At 51.9% G+C, this 22,786-nt stretch carries 21 protein-coding genes; 4 read left to right on the forward strand and 17 right to left on the reverse strand.

Annotation, left to right across the window (positions count from 1 at the left end):
* Positions 1–24: 24 nt before the first annotated feature.
* The 16 genes from AC27K1_RS19055 to AC27K1_RS19130 form a co-directional block, all read right to left on the reverse strand.
* Positions 25–882 carry an ABC transporter permease gene (locus tag AC27K1_RS19055; RefSeq protein ID WP_487152384.1) on the reverse strand — a complete coding sequence of 286 codons (858 nt, stop codon included), beginning with the start codon at positions 880–882 and terminating at the stop codon, positions 25–27.
* 10 nt (positions 883–892) lie between these two features.
* Positions 893–1,759: an ABC transporter permease gene (locus AC27K1_RS19060; RefSeq protein ID WP_487152385.1), complete on the reverse strand. Its 867-nt coding sequence runs from the start codon at positions 1,757–1,759 to the stop codon at positions 893–895.
* On the reverse strand, positions 1,756–2,913 hold the full coding sequence (locus tag AC27K1_RS19065) for an ABC transporter ATP-binding protein (RefSeq protein WP_487152386.1): 1,158 nt from the start codon (positions 2,911–2,913) through the stop codon (positions 1,756–1,758). Before AC27K1_RS19065 ends, AC27K1_RS19060 begins: the two co-directional genes overlap by 4 nt.
* 80 nt (positions 2,914–2,993) lie before the next feature.
* On the reverse strand, positions 2,994–4,070 hold the full coding sequence (locus AC27K1_RS19070) for an extracellular solute-binding protein (protein WP_487152387.1): 1,077 nt from the start codon (positions 4,068–4,070) through the stop codon (positions 2,994–2,996).
* 166 nt (positions 4,071–4,236) lie between these two features.
* The gene (locus tag AC27K1_RS19075; protein ID WP_487152388.1) at positions 4,237–5,616 is read right to left on the reverse strand and encodes an aminoacyl-histidine dipeptidase; all 1,380 of its coding nucleotides are present in this window, start codon (positions 5,614–5,616) and stop codon (positions 4,237–4,239) included.
* A 111-nt stretch (positions 5,617–5,727) separates the two neighbouring features.
* Positions 5,728–5,964: a thioredoxin family protein gene (locus AC27K1_RS19080; protein WP_487152389.1), complete on the reverse strand. Its 237-nt coding sequence runs from the start codon at positions 5,962–5,964 to the stop codon at positions 5,728–5,730.
* Between the two features lie 38 nt (positions 5,965–6,002).
* The gene (locus tag AC27K1_RS19085) at positions 6,003–6,986 is read right to left on the reverse strand and encodes a permease (protein WP_487152390.1); all 984 of its coding nucleotides are present in this window, start codon (positions 6,984–6,986) and stop codon (positions 6,003–6,005) included.
* A gap of 87 nt (positions 6,987–7,073) precedes the next feature.
* The gene (locus AC27K1_RS19090; RefSeq protein ID WP_487152391.1) at positions 7,074–7,589 is read right to left on the reverse strand and encodes a sigma-70 family RNA polymerase sigma factor; all 516 of its coding nucleotides are present in this window, start codon (positions 7,587–7,589) and stop codon (positions 7,074–7,076) included.
* Between the two features lie 177 nt (positions 7,590–7,766).
* The gene (locus AC27K1_RS19095; protein WP_487152392.1) at positions 7,767–8,966 is read right to left on the reverse strand and encodes a DesA family fatty acid desaturase; all 1,200 of its coding nucleotides are present in this window, start codon (positions 8,964–8,966) and stop codon (positions 7,767–7,769) included.
* A gap of 190 nt (positions 8,967–9,156) precedes the next feature.
* Entirely contained in the window at positions 9,157–10,695 is a 1,539-nt protein-coding gene (locus tag AC27K1_RS19100; protein ID WP_487152393.1) for a SpoVR family protein, read from the reverse strand.
* On the reverse strand, positions 10,695–11,969 hold the full coding sequence (locus AC27K1_RS19105; RefSeq protein WP_487152394.1) for a YeaH/YhbH family protein: 1,275 nt from the start codon (positions 11,967–11,969) through the stop codon (positions 10,695–10,697). The genes AC27K1_RS19100 and AC27K1_RS19105 overlap by 1 nt, the downstream gene beginning before the upstream one ends.
* Positions 11,970–12,103: 134 nt before the next feature.
* The gene (locus AC27K1_RS19110) at positions 12,104–14,026 is read right to left on the reverse strand and encodes a PrkA family serine protein kinase (RefSeq protein WP_487152395.1); all 1,923 of its coding nucleotides are present in this window, start codon (positions 14,024–14,026) and stop codon (positions 12,104–12,106) included.
* Between the two features lie 236 nt (positions 14,027–14,262).
* Entirely contained in the window at positions 14,263–15,375 is a 1,113-nt protein-coding gene (locus AC27K1_RS19115) for a dihydrolipoamide acetyltransferase family protein (protein WP_487152396.1), read from the reverse strand.
* A 73-nt stretch (positions 15,376–15,448) separates the two neighbouring features.
* Entirely contained in the window at positions 15,449–16,429 is a 981-nt protein-coding gene (locus tag AC27K1_RS19120; RefSeq protein ID WP_487152397.1) for an alpha-ketoacid dehydrogenase subunit beta, read from the reverse strand.
* Positions 16,422–17,495 (reverse strand): pyruvate dehydrogenase (acetyl-transferring) E1 component subunit alpha, encoded by a 1,074-nt coding sequence (pdhA, locus tag AC27K1_RS19125; protein WP_487152398.1) that lies wholly within the window; start codon positions 17,493–17,495, stop codon positions 16,422–16,424. The genes AC27K1_RS19120 and pdhA overlap by 8 nt, the downstream gene beginning before the upstream one ends.
* Before the next feature lie 29 nt (positions 17,496–17,524).
* Positions 17,525–18,571, reverse strand: a complete 1,047-nt coding sequence (locus AC27K1_RS19130) for a Leu/Phe/Val dehydrogenase (RefSeq protein WP_487152399.1) — start codon at positions 18,569–18,571, stop codon at positions 17,525–17,527.
* A gap of 346 nt (positions 18,572–18,917) precedes the next feature.
* Here AC27K1_RS19130 and AC27K1_RS19135 point away from each other — a divergent pair, with 346 nt between their 5' ends.
* Positions 18,918–19,262: a PilZ domain-containing protein gene (locus AC27K1_RS19135; RefSeq protein WP_487152400.1), complete on the forward strand. Its 345-nt coding sequence runs from the start codon at positions 18,918–18,920 to the stop codon at positions 19,260–19,262.
* Positions 19,263–19,340: 78 nt separating this feature from the next.
* A complete protein-coding gene (locus tag AC27K1_RS19140) occupies positions 19,341–19,823 on the forward strand; it encodes an ester cyclase (RefSeq protein WP_487152401.1) in 483 nt (160 codons plus the stop codon).
* Between the two features lie 60 nt (positions 19,824–19,883).
* Here the strand turns inward: AC27K1_RS19140 and lrp are convergent, their stop codons facing one another.
* Positions 19,884–20,372: a leucine-responsive transcriptional regulator Lrp gene (lrp, locus tag AC27K1_RS19145; protein ID WP_395176466.1), complete on the reverse strand. Its 489-nt coding sequence runs from the start codon at positions 20,370–20,372 to the stop codon at positions 19,884–19,886.
* Between the two features lie 378 nt (positions 20,373–20,750).
* Here lrp and alr point away from each other — a divergent pair, with 378 nt between their 5' ends.
* Both alr and AC27K1_RS19155 read left to right on the forward strand, forming a co-directional pair.
* Positions 20,751–21,875, forward strand: a complete 1,125-nt coding sequence (gene alr, locus AC27K1_RS19150; RefSeq protein WP_487152402.1) for an alanine racemase — start codon at positions 20,751–20,753, stop codon at positions 21,873–21,875.
* 80 nt (positions 21,876–21,955) lie between these two features.
* Entirely contained in the window at positions 21,956–22,783 is an 828-nt protein-coding gene (locus tag AC27K1_RS19155) for an SDR family oxidoreductase (RefSeq protein ID WP_487152403.1), read from the forward strand.
* The last annotated feature ends 3 nt before the right edge of the window (positions 22,784–22,786 follow it).

Consider the following 22,786-nt stretch of genomic DNA (forward strand, 5'->3'; position numbering starts at 1 on the left):
CTGTTCCGGTTCAGGGTGTCGGCGTCAGCGCGGCCCAGGTCTCTGCACAAAGACACTTAACAGCGCCAGACCACCCGATGCCACCATCAACAACAGCGATACCGCATTCAGTACCGGTGTGGAACCTTCCCGCATCCGGTCGAACATGGTGATAGTCAGGGGCGCATCACTGCCAACCAGCACCAGCGTCGTATTAAAGTTTTCAAATGACATCAGGAAGGCAACAATGGCAGCGCCAATCAACGCTGGGCGCAACCAAGGCAACGTTATAGTCCACAGCACATCAAAACGGCTGGCGCCAAGGTTCAGTGCGGCTTCTTCCAGCGCCCGATCAAACTTACGCAACCGGGCAGAGATAATCAGCGTACAAATTGTCGAAATAAACGAGAACTGTCCTAATACAATCAACAGCAGCCCGGGACGGAGAAAGTTCAGATCCCAACCCCAAAGATCCTCTGCGCCATTGGCGATATTACTGCTGAAGACCAGTACAGAAATACCGAGAATAACGCCGGGAATCACCAGAGGAATCAACATCAACGTATAGAGAAGCTGTTTTCCGGGAAATTCATTCCGTTCAAACAGAAAGGCATTGGACAACGCCACCAGCACCGATAACAGGGCCACACAAACCGCAACAACCATACTGATACCGATACTGCCCAGTAACTTGTCGTCATGAAAAAGGCCTGTACGTCCACCGCCTTCTGACAGGAACCAGTCCAGCGTAAATCCTTGCCAGGGCAGCGAAGGAAACAGGCTGTCGTTAAATGAAAAGACCGCCACAACCACCAACGGTGCGATCAGGAACAAAAAGAACAGACTGACATACGCCGCATAGGTTTTGCGAAACGCCAGACTCTGGGGAATGGATGCAATCATGGTCGGCTCCTCACTTACCCATGGTATCCCGGAATGACTGTCCGCTAAGTTTCAGGCCAAGCCAGACAATCAGCGAGGAAAGCACCAGCAGCAGGACACCGAATGCCGAGCCCTGTTCCCAGTTAAAGCGGGTAATAAACTGTGTGAAGATCTGATCGGTAAACCACAGGCTATCCTTACCGCCCAACAGTGTTGGTGTCAGGTAGTTACCCAACGTCAGCATGAACACCACGATACAGCCCGAGACGATGCCCGGCATGGCGTAAGGAATGATGACCTCTTTCAACGCATGAAAACCGTTGCCACCCAGGTCATAGGCTGCTTCAACCAGGCTGTCGTCCAGTCCATCCAGCGTGGTGATCAGCGGAACGACCATGAACAGCATGGAGCTGTAAACCAGTCCCATCATCACCGTCACATCGTTGTACAACAGTTCAATGGGGCCATCGACCAGTCCCATCCACTGCAGCATATTACTGACGACGCCGGTTTCCCGTAACAGAATCATCCAGCCATAGGTGCGCACCAGCTCACTGACCCAGAAGGGGATCAGACAAGCCAGGAACATCAGGTTACGGGAACGCCCCCGGGCCAGTTTGGCGATATACCAGGCAATAGGGAAAGCAATCACCAGCGTGATGGCTGTCGCCATGATCGACATGACCGCCGTGCGGAGGAAGGTTCGCCAGTACAGGGGTTCAGTAAAGAACTCCATATAGTGGTCAGTGGTAAAACGGTATTCACCGTAGCTGATCTGTTCCCGCAGGGAGATACTGATCATGTCCAGATGGGGAAACAGTATCAGTAACCCAAGCGTTAACAGCAAAGGCATCATCAACAGGTAAAGCGTCAGCCGGCTTCCAGTCATTCTGATCATACGTCCGCCTCAGTGGCTTGTGCCTGAACGGGTTTCGGTACGGAAATCGTGGCATCCCCAGAACCTGCAAAGCAATGACACTGTTCGGCATTCCAGCTCAGGTATAACTGATCACCTCGCTGAATACCTGTGAACTCGTGTGTCTGTGGCAACACGACCTGAAGTTCAGAACCTGTATCCGCATCGCGCACCAGTAATCGGCTGTTACCACCATCAAACAGAATATTTTCAACGACGCCTGACACCTGGTTATCTGCCGTCTTGTTATCGGTTTTGCCCAGATGGATGATTTCGGGCCGTACAAAAACTGACACGGGATTGCCGACATCCATCGGCATGCCGTTGGCGGCCTGTGCCTGAAACAGCTGACCACATTCCGTTTTAACCTTGATGGTATTACCGGTAACGGCCTCAACCACGCCCTGGAAGCGATTACTTTCACCGACAAATCCAGCGACGAACGCCGTTTTTGGATGGTAATAAAGTTCCTGCGGCGTACCGATCTGCTCAAAACGTCCCTGGTTCATGACCGCCACCTGGTCTGACATCACCATGGCTTCCGACTGGTCATGGGTGATGTAAACGAAGGTCGTGCCAAACGCCTGCTGCAGTTTCTTGAGCTCAACCTTCATATGCTCCCGCAGCTTCAGGTCCAGCGCGCCCAGCGGCTCATCCAGCAGCAATACATCCGGTTCCAGCACCAGGCAGCGGGCAATGGCAATACGCTGTTTCTGACCACCCGACAATTGACTGATAGCCTTACTACCAATGCCGGGTAAGCCAATACGCTCCAGTGCATCTTCGACCCGTCGCTGAATCTCATCTTTCGGCGTTTTACGACGCCGGAGACCGTAGGCGATGTTCTCGTATACGTTCATCATCGGGAACAGCGCCAGATGCTGGAACACCATATTGACCGGTCGTTTATTGGGAGGAACGCCCAGCATGGAGCGCCCCTTGATATCAATGGCTCCGGCGCCGGGTTCCAGAAAACCCGCCAGCATTCTCAACAGTGTCGTTTTACCGCAACCGGAAGGACCAAGAATGGAAAAGAAAGCACCACGGGGAATCGCAAACGACACGTCCCTGACAGCCTGAAAATCACCGAATGACTTACAGACATCCCGACATTCGAGATCAAACTCTGGGGGCATGGGTAGATCCTGCTGTTACTGATGAGATAGAACCAGATGCATGGGGGAAGCAGGCAGGGAAGCCCGCCTCCCGATCAGGGTTACTGCGCCGCTTTTACGCGATCCAGTACTTTCCCCTCGATGGTTTCAAGACCGGCCGGTACCGGCGGATACCACTTGATATTATCCAGGGCGGCCTGGTCGAAACTCTGCTGGTAACTGCGACGCAACCCGGCATCCACGTACTCTTCAGCACCTACAGCAGCAGTGAAGTTACCGGCAGATGTGGTAATTTTCGCAGCAATATCCGGGCGCATTACGAAGTTAATCCATTTATAGGCGGCTTCGTCATTACGTCCCTTGGCAGGCAATACAAATGTATCGATCCAACCCAACGCACCGGATGTCGGCGCGACAAAGTTAATCCTGTCGTTTTCCTGGTTAAGCTTCCAGCCACCGGCATCCCAGCCCATTGCCATGGTGACTTCGCCGCTGCGCAGCAGGTTGATCAGGGCATCACCACCGGACCAGTAGGCTTTAACATTGCCCTTACACGCGATCAGCTTGTCCTGCACTTTGCCAAGAATGGCTTCGTATTTCTTCTGGTCGTCATACGCCGCAAAGGGGTCTTCTCCCATGGCAAAGGCAAAACCGATCAGGGTCGGACGCTTCAGGCGGTAGGAGACTTTGCCCGCATAGTCATCAGAGCACAGGTCATTGAAACTGTACTCCTGTTGACCGGTGCTTTGATTCACAATCAGACCGCTGGTGCCCCAGATATGCGGCACCGCATATACATCATCACCAATCGTTGCACTGGCTTCAGAGGCTTTCAGCATGGAAGGAATGAACCGGCTCGTATCAATCTTGCTCATATCCATCGGCTTGTAGATACGGTAGTTCTTCTGGGCGCCCAGGATACGATCCTGGCTCGGCTGCGCCAGATCAAAGCCCGCACCACGGGTTGCGCGCAACTTCGAGATCATGTCCTCGTTGTTTGATACTGTGACTTTGACGTCAATACCGGTTTCTTTTTCAAACAGGTCAATCACTTCCTGGGGCGCATAACCTCCCCACGTCAGGAGTCGTAATTCCTCGGCCTGTGCCGATACTGTCAGACTGCAGGCAAGCAGGCCTGCACCGGCTGCGGCCAGAAACTTACGGGCTGGTTTACGCATAAAATCCCCCAGGATCATGTTTACATTCGTTCTTGTTCGAACATTATTTTTCTATTGTGTGACAGAATTGTTTCACCAAACCCCGATAATGATCAATAAAAGGGTAATTTCTTGATGTGAGTGCGGCAGAGGAATCTCTGCCGCGGTGTAGAAACGGGTATCCGTTTCAGGCGTTTCTGGCAGGTATCGCACCCAGCACAGCCACCAGCAGTTCCCAGTAGCGGCCCACAGAAGCGATGTCCACTTTCTCATCCGGAGAATGCGGGAAGCGGATGGTTGGGCCTATCGATACCATATCCAGTGACGGATAAGGTTCCTTGAACAAGCCACACTCAAGCCCTGCGTGAATGACCTGGATAGACGGCAGTTTGCCGAATTTTTCCTGGTAAACATCTCGCACTATCTGCATGACCGGTGAGGTCGCATCGGGTTTCCAGCCGGGATAAGCACCGGAAGCTTCCATGTCCGCACCGGCGGTGAATGCCAGCGCCCGCAGCATGTTCTCCACCATGTTACGACCGGAATCAATGGTGGAGCGTACCAGGAACAGGATTTCCACCTGCTCGTCAGCCGTTTTCACCACCCCCATATTGGTCGAAGTTTCCACAACACCGGGGAAGGCATCACTCATCCGGATCACGCCATTAGGTGCGGCGTGCATCATCGCCAACAGTGTTCGTTGATCTGCTGTGGTGAAGACCTGAGCCGGAGCATCTGCCGGTGACAGCTCAAGCTTAAGCGTTGGTTCTGTAGCCGCCAATTCAGACGACAGAATCCCACGATAGCGATCCACCAGGGCTTTCAGCGCATCGACATTCGCTGCAGACACAGCAATGGTTGCACCCGCTTCACGGGGAATCGCGTTGCGCAGGCTGCCGCCACGAATATCTGCGACACACAGTTCCAGTTCTTCTGCATGACCAAACAGAAAACGGGCCAGCAGTTTGTTCGCATTACCACGTCCCAGGTGGATATCGCAGCCAGAGTGACCACCTTTTAATCCTGACAGCGTCAGTTCAAAGGACTGATAACCGGCAGGCAACGGCTGACGTCCAATCCTGCGGTTCACCTGAACATCCACACCGCCAGCACATCCCATGTAGACGTCGCCTTCCTCTTCCGAGTCGGTATTGATGAGGATGTCACCTTTCAGCAAGCCCGCCTGTAAACCGAAAGCACCGGTCATGCCGGCTTCTTCATTGATGGTCAGCAGTACTTCCAGGGGGCCGTGAGGAATATCGTTGGCAGCCAGCACCGCCAGGGCAGACGCCATGCCAATACCGTTATCGGCACCCAGGGTAGTGCCATCGGCGCGAACCCATTCGCCATCAATAATCGTGGTGATCGGATCCTGCTCAAACACATGCTGTTTGTCCGCATTACACTGCGGCACCATATCCAGATGCGCCTGCAGGATCACGCCCTTGCGATCTTCCATACCCGCTGTCGCCGGTTTGCGAATGATCAGGTTACCGACGGTATCCACCAGGGTTTCCAAACCCTCAGCCTGCGCCCACTGTTGAATGTGGTCGCGCAGTTGTTCCATATCAGGCATCTTCCAGAGTAAATAGACGGACATACTACCTGAAGGTTTTCGCAGGAAATACGCCCCTGTCAGGCAGCAGTCGTCTTGATCGTATTTTGGGTCAGAATACTGTCATTGGCTCAGGAACTCTGTGAGTTTTTCCGGTGTCGGCACAGAACCGGAGTGCACCAGCCGACCATCAATGGACACCGCAGGCGTACTGACCACGCCGGCACTCATAATGGCCTCCAAATCAGTGACCTTATTTAATCGAATGGTCATATCCAGCTGTTGCGCCACCTGTTCAACCCGTTCAGCCGTAATCACACAATTCCGGCATCCGGAGCCATAGACGTTTATATCCTTCATTACATTGCCTCTTTATGTGTTGATTTAAATCGCATTGATTACAAAAAACTCACGGCGTTAAACAGCCAGCCCACCAGACAGAAAGCCACCAGCAGATACGCCGCAATCATCAGCAGCAACCGGTACTGCATTACTTGTTTCAACATCATGAACTCCGGCAGGCTGACCGCAACCGCACTCATGCAGAACGCCAGCGTGGTTCCCAGCGGCACACTTTTAGCCAGCAGACTACCCATAACAGGAATCACCGACGTCGCATTGACATACAGCGGTATGCCCGCAAGAGATGCCAGGGGAACGGTCCACCACTGGCCAGCGCCGAGATAGGTCTGGAACCAGGTTTCCGGAATAAAGCCATGAATGAAAGCGCCTATCCCGACCCCGATAAACACCCATTTCCAGATTCTGCCGACAACGGTACGTGTTTCCTGCACGGCAAATTCATGACGGTCTTTCAGGGTCATCACCTGGGCCTGATAATCAATGGCCGCTGAGTTTCCCTGGTTTTGATATTGCTTTGCCAGGAAGGGAACTAACCAACGTTCTGCCTTGATACGATCCATCAGGAAACCGCCCACAATACCCAGCGTCATACCGATCGCGACGTAGATAACGGTAAAACGAATACCGAGTAACGACGTCAGCAAGACAATGGCAATTTCATTGATCATTGGCGAGGTCAATAGAAACGCCATCGTCACGCCCAGCGGGATACGTGCCGAGACAAACCCCATGAACAGGGGAATCGAGCTGCAGGAGCAGAACGGTGTCACCGCACCAAAAACCGAACCCATCAGATAACCGGGGAAACGTCTCCGCCCCTGAAGATAATAACGAACCCGCTCCGGATTCAGTCCCGCGCGGACAATCGCGATGGCATAGATCAGCACCGTCAACAGAACCAGTATCTTGGCAGTATCTTCGATAAAGAAATGAACCCCATTGGCCAGCGGTGTATCAGGGGTTAGCTGAAGCAGCGAATATGTCACCCAATCCGCCAACCGGGTAAACCAATGCAACATGGAAGGTCTCCGCTAGAGTCTTGTCTTCTCTAAACACGAAGCCAGCGGCAAAAAGATGCATCTTTTTTTAGCTATTTTTTTGAACTGTTAGGTGCGGTGTCTGGGTGTGAAATCACAGACACCAGTTTCATCAAACTGGATCTGACATTTTTGGATCATCTGAGTCCGTAGCTTTTGTCGCGCACGCTGTAATCGCGATTTCGCAGCGGGGAGTGATAAGCCAACTGAACAGGCATAATCCTCCTGTGACATTTTCTGAATATCGCACCGTTCAATCGCATCCCGGTCTTTGTCGTCCAGTTCACTCAGCACGCGCATCATGCAGGATTGCAGTTCAAGCAGCAGCGGTGTATCGGATACCTGCTGAACCTGATCAATAAACGGCATGGTTTCAGGATGCGGTTTCCTGACAGCGTCAATCAAGGTATTGCGTGTAATGGTGAAGAACCAGCTTCTGGCATGCTCCAGTGAGCAAAAACGCTCCTTATTTCTGAGCGATTTCAAAAAGACATCCTGCAGCAAGTCCTGGGCTTGCTCACTGTCACCCGTCTGTTTCAGCAACCAGCCATGTAAATCCTTTTCATTTTCGCGCCAGGCTTTCATCAGACAATCCACACCTACTGCCCCCACAGCTACCACTGTCAATTATCGCTGGCAGGGTAAATTGTCGACTTTGATGAGGATTTGATGGATATCAACAGATCATCGTTTTCGATGATGGATCAAGGCAGGCAGAAGGGGAAAACAGTCCCTGCGAACAACGCAGAGACTGCCATAAGATCAAGCCATCTGGGGCAGGGTATACGTACGTAACTGCATGGCAAATTCCTGTAGTGAGCGGATACCACTGGCTTCCGCCTGGCGGCACCACTCACGGAGCGCTTCCAGACGATCATTCTTGTCTTTAAATGTCTGCCAGATAGCCTGCAGCGCCAGACGCTTCTCATAAATCACTTTCAACGCATGGCTGGACTCAACAATCGTATTGAGGCGCTCAACATGATCAGGTTTGAGCAAGGCATTCTCACGAGACAACAGCTTTTTAGCACGACGCAACATCTGTTTTTTCTTGCCTTCCGTCTTGGCCAGTTCATTCTTGACCAGAGGCGCGATGACCGTACGACGGTAGTTGTCCATGATCTGGAAGCGGTTGTTGATCACTGCCAGGATCGTATCGTGGTCTATTTCCTTTTTGGTGATATCCCGGTAAACCAACGGACGGGTAAATTTCACTTTGGCCAAACCGACAACTTTCAAGGCACGAATCCAGAGCCAGCCTATATCAAATTCCCAAAAGCGGACGGAAAACTTCGCAGAGTTAGGATAGGTGTGGTGATTGTTATGCAGTTCTTCGCCACCGATCAGAAAGCCCCAGGGAACAAGATTGCGGGCGTTATCTTTGCACTCAAAGTTACGATAACCGAAATAATGGCCAACACCGTTGATCACACCGGCAGCAAAGATAGGAATCCAGATCATCTGTATCGCCCAGACCGTAATCCCAATCACGCCAAACAGGGCGACATCAACAATAAACATCAGGGTAATTCCAAGGCTGGAGAACCGGCTGTAAACATTCCGCTCAATCCAGTCTTCCGGGCAACGCTGACCAAAACGACGCAGGGTTTCTTCATTCCTGGCTTCGGCACGATACAGTTCTGAGCCCCGCCAAAGCACTTCATTCAAGCCTCTGACTACCGGGCTGTGTGGATCATCCGCCGTTTCACAAACCGCATGGTGCTTACGGTGGATAGCCGTCCATTCTTTGGTATTCATACCCGTAGTTAGCCATAACCAGAAACGAAAGAAATGCTGGATGACCGGATGGAGGTCAATCGCATTGTGGGCGCTGAAACGGTGCAAATAGAGTGTGACACCGAGGATTGTTATATGCGTGAGAATCAGCGTGGCACCCACCACTTCCCAAGCTGACAGCTGTAATAGACCTTTATACCAAGAAGGATCGATACCCATACTCATGTGCTCTCCCGATCTGTTTTTATCATAATGTGATCAGCATTCAGACAGTTGCCGGACAGGAGCCAACAATCAACGTCGCTACTCCACTATCCGGAAAAATTTACCAAACCATAGTACATCTCACATAAAAAAACACCGCCTGATTCACTATGGCGGTGTTTATTGCTGTATAACATGAACAGTATGGGTATCAGGTAAGCTCTATCATCGCGTTAGAGCTGTCTTTCCCCGGCTTCCGCGGACAACTGACTGTCCGCTTGACCTGATCTTCTTCATCCACCGATTCCAGCCGAACATCAAAGCCCCACAGTTTGTGCACATGACGAAGAATTTCTTCGGTGGTTTCACCCAGCGGGCGCCCCTGGTGCATGTAGTGACGAATGGTTAGCGCCCGGTCTCCTTTGACATTGACATTGTAGACCTGAATATTGGGCTCGCGGTTGCCCAGATTGTACTGAGCAGCCAGCGCTTCCCGAATTTCACGATAGCCGGGCTCATCGTGGATAGCATCCACTTCCATATAGGCTTTCTTCTCATTATCCATAATGGAAAACAGCCGTAATTCACGGATCACTCGCGGCGAGAGATACTGCTGGATAAAGCTTTCATCCTTGAAGTTACGCATGGCGAAGTGCAGGGTTTCCAGCCAGTCGGAACCGGCAATATCCGGGAACCATTCGCGGTCTTCATCAGTAGGATCTTCGCAGATCCGGCGAATATCCATAAACATCTTGAAGCCAAGCGTATAGGGATTAATGCCCGAGTAACGGGGGTCATCAAAATCGGGCTGGAAGATAACGTTGGAGTGGGAATGCAGGAACTCCATGATGAAGCCTTCCGTTACCAGACCTTCGTTGTACAGTTCATGCATGATGGTGTAATGCCAGAAAGTCGCCCAACCTTCATTCATGACCTGGGTCTGGCGCTGGGGATAATAATATTGCGCCATCTTGCGAACGATCCGGAGCAGTTCACGTTGCCAGGTTTCCAGTAGCGGTGCATTCTTTTCCAGGAAATAGAGAATGTTTTCTTCGGGATGCTCCGGGAAACGTGTCTCTTTCTCTTCAACTTCCGTTTCCTGCTGCGGAATCGTGGACCAGATATCGTTCAGGGTACGCTGGATATATTCTGCCCGTTCTTCCTGACGGGACTTTTCCTCTTCCGCGGAAATCGGGCGTGGTCGCTTGTACCGGTTAACGCCTTGATTCATCAGGGCATGGCAGGCGTCCAGTACATCTTCAACCGCATCGATACCGTATTTCTCTTCACACTGATTGACGTAGTTCTTGGCAAACAACAGGTAATCAATGATCGATTCGGCATCCGTCCATGTCTGGAAAAGGTAATTCCCCTTGAAGAAAGAATTATGGCCATAACAGGCATGGGCAATTACCAGTGCCTGCATGGTGATGGTGTTTTCTTCCATCAGGTAGGCGATACAGGGATTGGAGTTAATGACGATTTCATAGGCCAGTCCCATCCGGCCACGCTCATAACTTTGCTGGTTGCTCAGGAAGTGCTTACCAAATGACCAGTGGCTGTACATCAGTGGCATGCCAACAGAGGCATAGGCATCCAGCATCTGCTCCGAACTGATGACTTCAATCTGGTTGGGATAGGTGTCCAGCCGGAACTTGTCCGCGATCCGGGCTATCTCACGGTCATACTCCTCGATCAGATCAAAGGTCCATTCCGATTCCGTGGACAGCGGTTTTTTTTTCTTACCCATTACGCTTCCTTCTTCTCAAACAGGCGCCGGAATACCGGATAGATATCACTGGCGGACTTGATCTGCTGCATGGCAAAGGAATCCCGGAACTGGTCCTGGATGGTTTCGTATTCACGCCACAGGTTCTGGTGCTGACGGTCGGTGATCTCCACATAGGAGAAATACTGCACCAGCGGCATCAGCTCATTGGCCAGGATTTTGGTGCAGACTGAGGAATCGCCTTCCCAGTTATCCCCATCAGACGCCTGGGCAACGTAGATATTCCAATCTGTCGGCGAATAACGCTTGCGGATAGTGTCCCGGGTCAGTTCCAGGGCGCTGGAAACAATGGTTCCACCGGTTTCACGGGAATAGAAGAAATCCTCTTCATCCACTTCCTTGGCGGCGGTGTGATGCCGGATAAACACTACTTCAATCCGCTTGTAATTCCGCTGCAGGAACAGATAAAGCAGGATGAAGAAGCGCTTCGCCATATCCTTGATTTCCTGTGTCATGGAACCTGAAACATCCATCACACAGAACATCACCGCCTTGCTGGAAGGCTGGGGCACTTTGACGAAATTGTTATAGCGCAGATCAATATCATCAATAAACGGCAGACGCTTCAGTTTGCCATTCAGTCGCTTGATCTCTTCACGGAGGAAATTGGCCCGTTCTTCATCGTAATCGTCGGGCTGGACTTCCATTTCCCGCAATTCACGTTTCATCTGGCGGATATCCCGACGTGTACCACCCGAAAGTGCAATTCGGCGAGCATGGGCACTGCGCAGAGAACGGACAATATTGAGTCTATCCGGCGGCCCTGCCGTTACAAAACCAGCCTGACGGGTTTTGAATTCCACCATGTCAGACAGCTGTTTTTCAGACAGGTTAGGTAGTTCCAGGTCATCGAACATGAATTCCAGAAATTCATCGTGATTGATATGGAAGGTGAACTCATCCATACCATCGCCCTGGTTACTGGCCTGACCAGCACCGCCGCCACGACCGCTGCCACCATTGGGTCGCTTGATTCGGTCGCCCTTGATGAAATCCTTGTTGCCGGGATGAATGCTGCGGTGCATGCCACCCTGACCATGATGAAAAATGGGTTCCGACAGATCCTTCTGGGAAATGGAGATATCGCTGCCGCTTTCGACATCGGTGATGCTGCGTTTGTTCACCGCATCCGATACCGCCTTCTTGATATGTTTTTTATACCGCCGCATAAACCGCTGACGGTTTACCGTGCTCTTGTTCTTGCCGTTGAGGCGGCGGTCAATAATGATGCTCATTACACACTCCGTGTGGCAAGCAGAGACTCGTTGATACGAGGAAACAGCGCAGCCCTGTCTGCCATGCTCCGACGCCGAAACCGCAGTCCCTGCGGTTTCCATTAGGCGCCGGCATTGGCATGGCGGTGACTACACTACTGAGACTTCCGGACGCGGATATACCATTCAGCCAGCAATCTGACCTGCTTCTCGGTATAACCCCGCTCGACCATGCGCTTCACAAACTCATTGTGCTTGCGCTGCTCGTCATTGCTGCCCTTCGCATTGAAGGAAATGACCGGCAACAGGTCTTCGGTATTGGAGAACATCTTCTTCTCGATGACCGAACGCATTTTCTCGTAGCTGAGCCAGCTTGGGTTCTTACCGTTATTGCCAGCCCGGGCACGCAGCACGAAGTTCACCACTTCATTTCGGAAATCCTTCGGATTGGCAATGCTGGCGGCTTTCTCGATCTTCTCCAGTTCATCATTGATGGCAGAGCGGTCAAGAATATCGCCGGTTTCCGGATCACGGTATTCCTGATCCTGAATCCAGAAATCCGCATAAGTGATGTAACGGTCAAAGATGTTCTGGCCGTATTCTGAGTAGGATTCCAGGTAAGCGGTCTGAATCTCTTTACCCAGGAACTCAATGTATTTCGGTGCCAGGAACTCTTTCAGGAAACGCAGGTAACGCTCCTGAATTTCCTGAGGGAACTGTTGCTGTTCAATTTCCCGCTCCAGCACATAAAGCAGATGCACCGGGTTGGCCGCCACTTCCGACGGATCGAAGTTGAAGACCTTGGAAAGGATCTTGAAAGCAAAACGGGTGGAAAGGCCATCCATACCTTCATCCACACCGGCAGCGTCCTTGTATTCCTGCAGGGGCTTGGCCTGTGGATCGGTATCTTTCAGGTTTTCGCCATCATAAACTCGCATCTTGGAGAAGACGTTGGAGTTTTCGGGTTCCTTAATACGGGAAAGCGTCGTGAACTGGGCTAGCATCCGGAGGGTATCTGGCGCACAGGGCGCTTCACGCAGTGAGCTGTTCAGCAACAGTTTCTCGTAAATCTTGATCTCTTCAGAAACCCGGGTGCAGTAAGGCACCTTGACGATGTTTACCCGGTCAATGAACGCTTCATTGGTTTTATTATTTCTGAAGCTCTGCCACTCGGACTCGTTCGAGTGCGCCAGAATGATGCCGTCATAGGGAATCGCACTCATGCCTTCGGTGCTGTTGTAGTTCCCTTCCTGAGTCGCGGTCAGCAGTGGATGCAGCACCTTAATGGGCGCTTTGAACATTTCCACGAATTCCATAATCCCCTGGTTGGCGCGACAGAGGGCGCCGGAGAAGCTGTAAGCATCAGGATCGTTCTGGGAATATTCTTCCAACTGGCGGATATCCACCTTACCGACAAGGCTGGAGATATCCTGGTTGTTCTCATCACCAGGTTCTGTCTTGGCGACTGCAATCTGGTCAAGAATACTGGGATACAACTTCACCACCTTGAACTTGGTGATGTCGCCGCCGTATTCATGCAGACGCTTTACCGCCCAGGGAGAAATGATGCCCCGCAGATAGCGCTGGGGAATGCCGTACTCTTCTGCCAGAATCCGGCCATCTTCCTGGGGATTAAACAGTCCCAGTGGAGATTCAAAAACAGGGGAACCTTTGATGGCATAAAAAGGTACATCCTGAATCAGCGCTTTCAGACGTTCTGCCAGCGATGACTTACCACCACCGACAGGACCCAGGAGATAAAGAATCTGCTTTTTCTCTTCCAGTCCCTGCGCAGCATGACGGAAATAAGAAACAATCTGCTGAATGGCATCTTCCATGCCATAGAATTCTTCAAACGCCTTATAGCGTTTGATCAGCTTGTTGGAAAATATGCGGCTGAGAATCGGATCACGGGAAGTATCCACAACTTCCGGTTCACCAATGGCTTTCAGCATCCGCTCTGAGGCATTGGCATAAGCTGCGGGGTCATCCTTACAGCGCTCCAGGTATTCCTGCAGGGACATCTCTTCCTGCTTGGTTGACTGATAACGCTCCTGGTACTTATTGAAAATTTCCATTTCTCGATCACCTGCCCTGTCTGAATAATATTGCAACCGCCAGTACCACTGCTGATGCAACAACAGGCATCAATGCCCTGCGATTTGCCCGGTCGATCCGGTTCCTTATCCAAGCTGAACCTTTGTTATGGCCGGGAACGCTATTGCTGTTCCCGGTATCTATCGGTTACTGCCTTGCCAGCCTGATTTTATGTCTCTCTTTTTTAATCTAGCCTTCTTTAGGTTTTAAAACGAATTTATGTACTCTGCAACTGCTTGATGACGGTTGCGAGGAATCGTGCAGCTTCTCCGCCAGTGACAGCACGGTGATCAAAGCTGAGAGAAAGCGGCATGATCCGGTGTACTTCCACCTTGCCATCCACAACAACCGCTTCTTCTCTGATCACACCGGTTCCCAGGATACAGACCATCGGTGGCACAACAATTGTCGTCGCATAACGCCCTGCCATCGTGCCGAAATTACTCAGCGTGATGGTGGCCCCTTTCAGTTCATCCTGCGGGACGGAACGGTTTTCCACATCCCGGCGCATTGTATCCAACCCTTTCCGAAGATGTTGCGCTGACCGGTTACCGATATCCTGCATCACCGGCACAAACAGTCCCTGGTCAGAATCAACGGCTACACCAAGGTGTACCTGATCAAACAGACGGCGACTGAAAGTTCTTCCATCAAACCAGGCATTCAACGACGGTTCTGCTCTGCAGGCCTCGGCAATAGCCAGCATGACTCTGACAGTGATATCCGTGCCTTTTTCCCAATGCCCAATATCCGCATCATCAAACAGTGTGACCGGTACGACGGACTCACCAGAAGCCGCCATGTTTCTGGCCATATGTTTGCGAACACCGCGCAGGGTTTCCGCTTCCTCACCCAGCGGACTGGTATAGGCTGCCTTTTCGACATCTTCAGCGGTAATGTTGCCAGCCGGTGACGATGGCTCCACCGTATTGATATCAACACCCAGCCGTTGCGCCAGGGCTCTTACCGCAGGTGTTGCACGCACCCGTTGACTCTCTGCCGTTGATGGCGAAACACCCACAAAAAACTGATCGTCATCTGCGGATTCCGGCGCCTCTTCCAACTTGCCGACAACCGTGCCGGAATCTTCTTCCTCAACGCCGGCAAACTCCACCAGCGGTTCTCCGGTATGCAGGGTATCACCCGGTTCACCAAACAGTTTGCCGATCACACCGCTTTGAGGCGAAGGCACATCCACCACCGCCTTGGCGGTTTCCACAGACACCAGCAGCTGGTCTTCCTCAACCTGATCACCGGGTTTGACATGCCACTTGACGATATCCGCTTCGGGAATCCCCTCGCCCAGATCAGGTAACTTGAAAAAACGCATTGCACACCCCCTTTGAAAGGTGACAGCAAAATCAGACTATTCCGCTACGGTCACAGGTCTCTGTCGCCGCAGGCTATTGAAACATCACGGTTTCCTTGATCGCCCGAACGATGCGTTCCGTATCCGGCAGATAGTGATCTTCCATGCGGTAGTAAGGCATGGTGATGTCGTACCCGGCCACACGCTTGACCGGCGCCTGAAGTTCAAAGATGGCCTCGGCAGATACCTGCGCAGCGATTTCAGCACCAACGCCAAAACTCCTGGCTGCCTCATGGACAATCACGCAGCGACCCGTTTTGCGTACAGACGCCAGAATCGTATCCATATCCAGCGGCTTGATGGTTGCTACATCAATGACTTCCACGCTGATGCCGTCTTCACCCAACGCTTTAGCTGCTTCCAGACTTTCTTTGATGGAGGCGCCCCAGCTGACCAGCGTGACATCCTGTCCTTCTCGCAAGGTAAAACAGGTATCCAGTGGCAAGGTAGTACCTACTGCCGGCATTTCCTGTTTCTGCAAACGATAAATGCGCTTGGGCTCCAGAAAGATGACCGGATCAGGATCTGCAATGGCGGCCAGCAGCAGACTATAGGCCCGTACCGGTGATGAAGGAATTACAACTCGTAAGCCTGGAATGTGAGCAAACAGGGCTTCGGTACTTTCAGAATGGTGTTCGGGTGCATGAATGCCGCCACCATAAGGCGCCCGTAACACCATCGGGCACGTCAACCGCCCGCGAGTCCGGTTACGCATGCGCGCGGCATGGCAGCATAACTGCTCCATACTGGGAAAAATAAACCCCATGAACTGGATTTCCGCGACAGGCTTTAACCCCTGAGAGGCCATCCCGATGGAAACACCGGCAATGAGCGCCTCTGCCAGCGGAGTATCCATAACTCGCTTGAAACCATATTTTTCCTTAAGACCGATTGTTGCCCTGAAAACCCCGCCATTGGTACCAACATCTTCGCCCAGCACCACGACGTTTTCATCAGAAGCCATCGCGTCATCCAACGCCTTGTTGACCGCTTCTACCATCGTGATCTTAGTCATGACCGAGATCTCCCAACTTCATTTCCTCTTTCTGCTCGTCCAATCCTTTGGGCGTATTGGCGTAGTGATAATCGAAGAGGTCATCAATGGTTGGCAGGGGAGTAGACTGGTACGCATCAACTTCATCCTGAACCTGCTGGGCCACGCGTTCCTGCAATGCCGTTTCCTTCTCGGGCCCCCAGTGCCCTCTCGCGTGCAAAAAGTCCCGCAGACGTTTGATCGGTTCTTTTTCCCAGGCTTCCCGAAGTTCTTCAGAAGGACGGTAGCGACCCGCATCATCGGCCGTGGTGTGATCGGACAGCCGGTAGCTGATCGCTTCAATCACCGTTGCACCACGCTTGTGACGGGCACGATCTAACGCGGCACTGACGACTTCATGCAAGGCAATGACATCATTGCCATCGACCTGCACACAATGTAAACCGGCACCCACCCCTTTCTGGGCCAGTGTCGGCGCCCCACATTGGATAGAACGTGGTACGGAAATCGCCCACTGGTTATTATTGATGAAATAAACCACCGGCAACTGCCAGGCGCCGGCAAGATTCAAGGATTCGAGGAAATCCCCCTTGGACGTCGCACCATCACCACAAGTCGTCAGGACCACCCGTTCCTCACCCCGCAGTTTGAAGGCACTGGCAATCCCTGCAGCATGGGGTGCCTGGGTTGCTATAGGTACGCAGTTGGGAAAATCCTGACCATACCCTTCAGATGCACTGCCGATTTCGTCGCCACCCCAGTAGCGGTAAATATCAGCGTAACGGACACCACGGGCCACCAGCGCCGGATGGTCGCGGTAATAGGGAACAAACACATCGCTGCTTTCCAGCAGTTTCCCATAAACAACTCCCTGGGCTTCCTGCCCCTGGCAGGAGGGATAGGTTCCCATCTTGCCGGTCCGTTGCAGAGCAACCGCTTTCTGGTCTGCCTGCCGGGCAAATACCATGGCTTCGTAGTAGTCGACCAATATTTCAGGTTGTTCTGCCCAGCCCGGCAATGGCTGTGTCAGTTCGGCGTTTTCATCCAGGTACTGAACCCAGGGAATGGTTTCATGAGCTTTTGTCATATACCCCCCAGTCTTTTCCGGTTACTGTTTCAGGCTGTCATACGTCCCTGATCATTTCCGTAAAGAATTGTTTCGGCCATTCGGTCTGCAATCAGCGAGATGGGCTCACCAGTTTGCGCCTGTCGCTTGAACAGTTGTGTCAGCGTCTCACCAATGCCATCAATCCGTTTCCTGATCACCTTGTCTGACTCGCCTACATGGCGCAGCGACGCAAAGATCAGCCCACCAGCATTGACCAGGTAATCCGGTGCATACAGGATTGCCTGACGGTGTAAAGATAGACCGGAGTCCGGATCTGCGAATTGATTATTTGCCGAACCGGCCACAACGCGGCATTTCAGTGACTGGATCGTTTTATTGTTCAGAATGCCGCCCAACCCGCAGGGACTGAACACATCACAGTTCACCGTGTGGATATCCTCAGGCGAAACCGCTTCGGCATTGAATGCTTTGCAACATTGGTCAACCTTGTCCTGCGCAATGTCAGCCACAATAAGGCGAGCCTTGGCCTGATGCAGCAACCGGCATAATGCGTATCCCACATGCCCCAGCCCCTGAACGGCAACAGTGACACCATCCAATGAATCCGGCAGATCCTTGCAGGCCGCCACGCAGGCCTTGATGCTGCCAAACACGCCCTGTGCGGTGTAAGGCGCCGGATCCCCCATCGCAGTTGTGCAGGTAACATGGGCGGTTTCAGTCGCGATAGTGTCCATATCTTCCGTGAATGTGCCGCAATCCATCGCGGTGATATATCGTCCGCCCAACTCATTGACGAAGCGCCCGAAAGCCTTGAACAAAGCTTCACGATCAAAGTCGCCCCCCGGCGCCATCACAACGGATTTGCCGCCGCCCTGATCCAGTCCTGCGAGCGCCGCTTTATAACTCATGGCTTTCGCCAGACGCACAGCATCCTGAATGGCTTCATCAGTGGTTTGGTAGGAAATAAAACGGCAACCGCCCAAGGCTGGTCCCCGTGAAGTATCGTGTATGGCGACAATGGCCTTCAGGCCAGACGATTCGTCATGCTTGAAATGAAGATCATTGAGTCTGGTACCCGTGATCGTCCTGAACACAGCGGAATCCCTCCCTTCGTGCCACAAGACCAGCGCATTCACTTGCACCGACTCTACGTTTCGTCACATTCAAAGAGGACGAAAATCGTATTTACCCTGCTTATGGCTGTTAGTTAGATGATATTGCATTCAGCTTAGTACAGGATTTCAGAGCCATGACAAAAATGTAAGACCAATGTCTTTTAAATAGTAATTTGCCGCCACCGCCTGTAATCATTTTCCTACAACATGTTAAGCAAAGCCCCGACAGTCAGAAGCCCGCGTTGTTTGTTACAGAAATTTTGTGCTCATATGACAGAACAGGTATTCTGGACGGCCAATAAATAGAAATATTATTTGTCACTGTATGAACGAGACATTTACTGAACAACGCAGACATGTTCGCAAGCGCCTTGATTGTACAGCGTTTGTCTTTGACACCATCACGGGTGAAAAGCTCGGTCGCCTGTTCGACATTTCAAAAGAAGGGTTCATGTTGCTCACGACCCGGGAACTGTCCGAACAACAGCAACTGAATCTCACCATGGAACTTCCTAATACTATCTCTGGTCAGCATAACATTGAGCTGTCAGCGGAATGCGTCTGGTGTCAGCCATCCAGTTTCAGTGAAGATTTCGGCGCAGGCTTCCGGGTCAAAGACATTTCAGAACAGGATAACGTCGCACTGCAGTATTTTATCCGCGACTTCTAAGTAAGCGCTTGATCGTTCGAGCACTGTACGGTCAGTTTCCCGAACCCGGCCATACTTTCACGCACCTGGGATGCAAGCATGAATCCAAAACCATTTGTGTCAGTGGAACAGGAGCGTTTAACCGGCGAGCAACTGGTTCGCCGTCACATTGAATGGTCATGGAACCGGGGTAAAGAGAGACTGCTGGCCCATTGCCATACCCGAGACTTCTTTTACTTCAATTCGTTAATAGGACGAAAAACCGATTTCCAGGGATTCAGTCAGACTATTCAGCTGGTGAGGCATTACATGCCGGACCTGGAAGTTCTGACCGACGACATCATCGTTGACCACAACAAACTGGCGACAACCTCCACCTTTTACGGCACCCTGAAAAAACCACTGCCCGGCGTCGAACCTTCAGACCGGGTGATTACCCTCTCAGCGATATCGGTGTGGTACTTGCAGTCCGGCAGAATACGCAGTCTGACGACCCTGTTTAACATGGAAGAATTATTGGAACAGACAGGACTCACCACCGTGAAAAATCAACTGGCCCCCATACTGTCAGCCGTATCCTGAACACAGGGTGGAGCAACAAACACGAAAAGGGTCTGTTACTCCTTCACTGTATTTGATGGATCAGCACTCGATCGGCAGGCTTAACGTTTCCTTCACTTCTTCCATGACGATATAGCTCTTGGATTCCCTGACGCCCGGCAGTTTCAGCAGGATATCACCGAGCAGTTTGCGGTATGACGCCATCTCCGAGATCCGGGCCTTGATCAGGTAGTCAAAGTTACCTGATACCAGGTGACACTCCAGCACATTCGGCAGACTGCCCACCGCCTGACGAAACTCATCAAAAATATCCGCAGATTTGGAATACAGGCTGATCTCGACAAACACCAGCAGTCCTGCTTCCAAAAAGTTCGGATTCAGACGTGCACTATACCCCTGAATAACATTTTCCCTTTCCAGTCGCTTCACACGCTCCATGCAGGGCGTCGTACTGAGCCCCACCTTGTCAGCCAGGTCCACATAGGAAATACGGCCGTTTTCTTGCAGAACCCTCAAGATATTCCGGTCAATCCTGTCAAGCTGTCGTGTAATTTCTTTCCTGTTTCTCATGATACGAATCGATACTCTGGAGCACTGAGAAGCCATCGACAGTAAACGCTGCCCTGGTTAATAAGGCATCGTGTAAATACGTTAACTGACCGATGACACCGAACCTGCAGGAGATACCAGGCTCTGTACGAATCTGTTTACGACACAGGGATGTCAACTTGCGAAGCTCTCCCACCATCGTCGGAACAGCGAGCCTGTCGTAGGTTGAATACTATCACGTCTGCAGAGAAGTGATTCCATTTCCGGTGAATATCATGGTAAAACAATGACTCAGGCCATGATTTTATGCCCTGTCCACCCGATAGATCAGTTATTCCCTGCTGTCGCCGACGTATATCATGCTGTCGCAGCCACTATGGAACGGAGCCCTGCTTTCCAATGAGCCGTCCAGCCCAGGCCACCATCAACCTCCAGGCACTGAGAAATAACCTTGCGTTTGCCCGCAAATTCAGCGGCAGCAAAGTGGTTGGCGTCATCAAGGCCAACGCTTACGGACACGGCGCCCTGACGATCGCCCGGGTACTGGAATCAGAACAAATAGACTGTCTCGCTGTCGCCTGCATTGAAGAAGCCCTGGAACTGCGACATAACGGCATACAGTCGCCTATCCTGCTGCTGGAAGGCTTTTATTCTGCAGATGAATTGCCGCTGATCGAACAATACCAACTGACGACGGTTATCCAGCATCAGGATCAAATCGACATGCTGCAGGCTTATCCGGTCAAAGAACCACTGAGCATCTGGCTGAAACTGGATTCCGGCATGCATCGCATCGGTTTTCTGCCACAGGATTTCCCCAGGGCCTACCAGACGCTCATCCAAAGCGGCAAGGTTCGGGATATGGTTTTCATGACCCATTTTTCCTGCGCCGACGACCTGGGCAGTGACTATACCCGTCGACAACTATCTACGTTCCGGCGAATCACGGCAGGGCTGGAGGGTGAGACAAGTCTGTGTAACTCCCCCGGCGTTCTCGGCTGGCCAGATGCGCATGGCGACTGGATTCGTCCTGGCCTTATGCTTTATGGTGCGTCACCTTTTGATGTCAATCATCCGCATGCCGGGAAACTGAAACCAGTCATGGAACTCTCCTCCAGCATCATTGCTATCCGCGACCTGCCGACAGGCGTTCCCGTAGGTTACAGTGGTACATTTATCACCAATCGAACCACTCGAGCCGGTGTGGTGGCTATTGGTTATGCAGATGGCTACCCTCGTCATACTCCCAGCGGTGCCCCTGTCGTTATTAACGGAAAACGTGCCCGTATCATGGGCAAGATTTCCATGGATATGATGACGGTTGACCTGACCGATCTGCCAGACGTCAAAACAGGCGATAAAGTCACGCTATGGGGTGCAGAATTACCTGCAGCCGAAGTGGCCCAGCACGCTGGCACCATTCCCTATGAACTGTTCTGTAATATGAAACGGGTGAACATCCGCTATATTGATGCGCCTGTCACCACGGAGCAGCCAGACACCGCAGAATCCATCAGCCACTGACCACCGCCATTCAACTGGTCGCCTGCCATCCGGGGGGATAAAATACCCATCCCCCTAAGCCAGTTAGCTGCACAACAACAATGAAAACCGTACTGATCACCGGCTGCTCTACAGGTATCGGCCGTGCGCTGTCCATCAGCCTGTGTCGTCATGGATTCAACGTCTGGGCGACAGCACGCAATCCGGATTCCATTGCAGACCTTGAACCATTGGGGATTAAAACAGCCGCACTTGATGTCACAGATTCAAAACAGGTCGATGCAGTCGTCGATAATGTCCTGACCACTGACGGCAGGATCGATATGCTGATCAATAACGCCGGCTATGGTGCCATGGGCGCGATTGCAGAGACTCCGGCAGCCGAAATCGAACGACAATTCACAACCAACACGTTCTCCCCCATCTATCTGATCCAGAAAGTTATCCCCACCATGCGACAGCAGGGCAGCGGTACGCTCGTCAATATTGGTAGTGTATCCGGAATACTCACTTCACCATTTTCCGGTGTTTACTGCGCCTCCAAAGCGGCACTGCATACGCTATCAGAAGCATTGCGAATCGAACTGGCTCCCTTCGGGATCGATGTCATTACCGTGCAACCTGGCGCCATTCAATCCAGTTTTGGCAAAACCGCTACACGGGAACTGGAAAAAATCCTGCCAGAAAATTCTCTCTATCAACCGATTGAAGAAACACTTCGCCGACGAGCAGGCGCCTCGCAGGAGAGACCCACCACGGCTGAGGCGTTTTCGGAAAAACTGGTCTCTATCCTGCTGCGGGAGAGAAAGCCAGCTATCATCAGAATCGGTCGTGGCAGTTTCGTGATGCCATTTATCAGACGGTGGTTACCGCAACCGCTGCTGCAGCGTCTGTTAATTCGACTATTCAATCTGAATCAAGTGAACTGAATA

It is taken from the genome of Kistimonas ophiarachnellae (assembly GCF_057552235.1).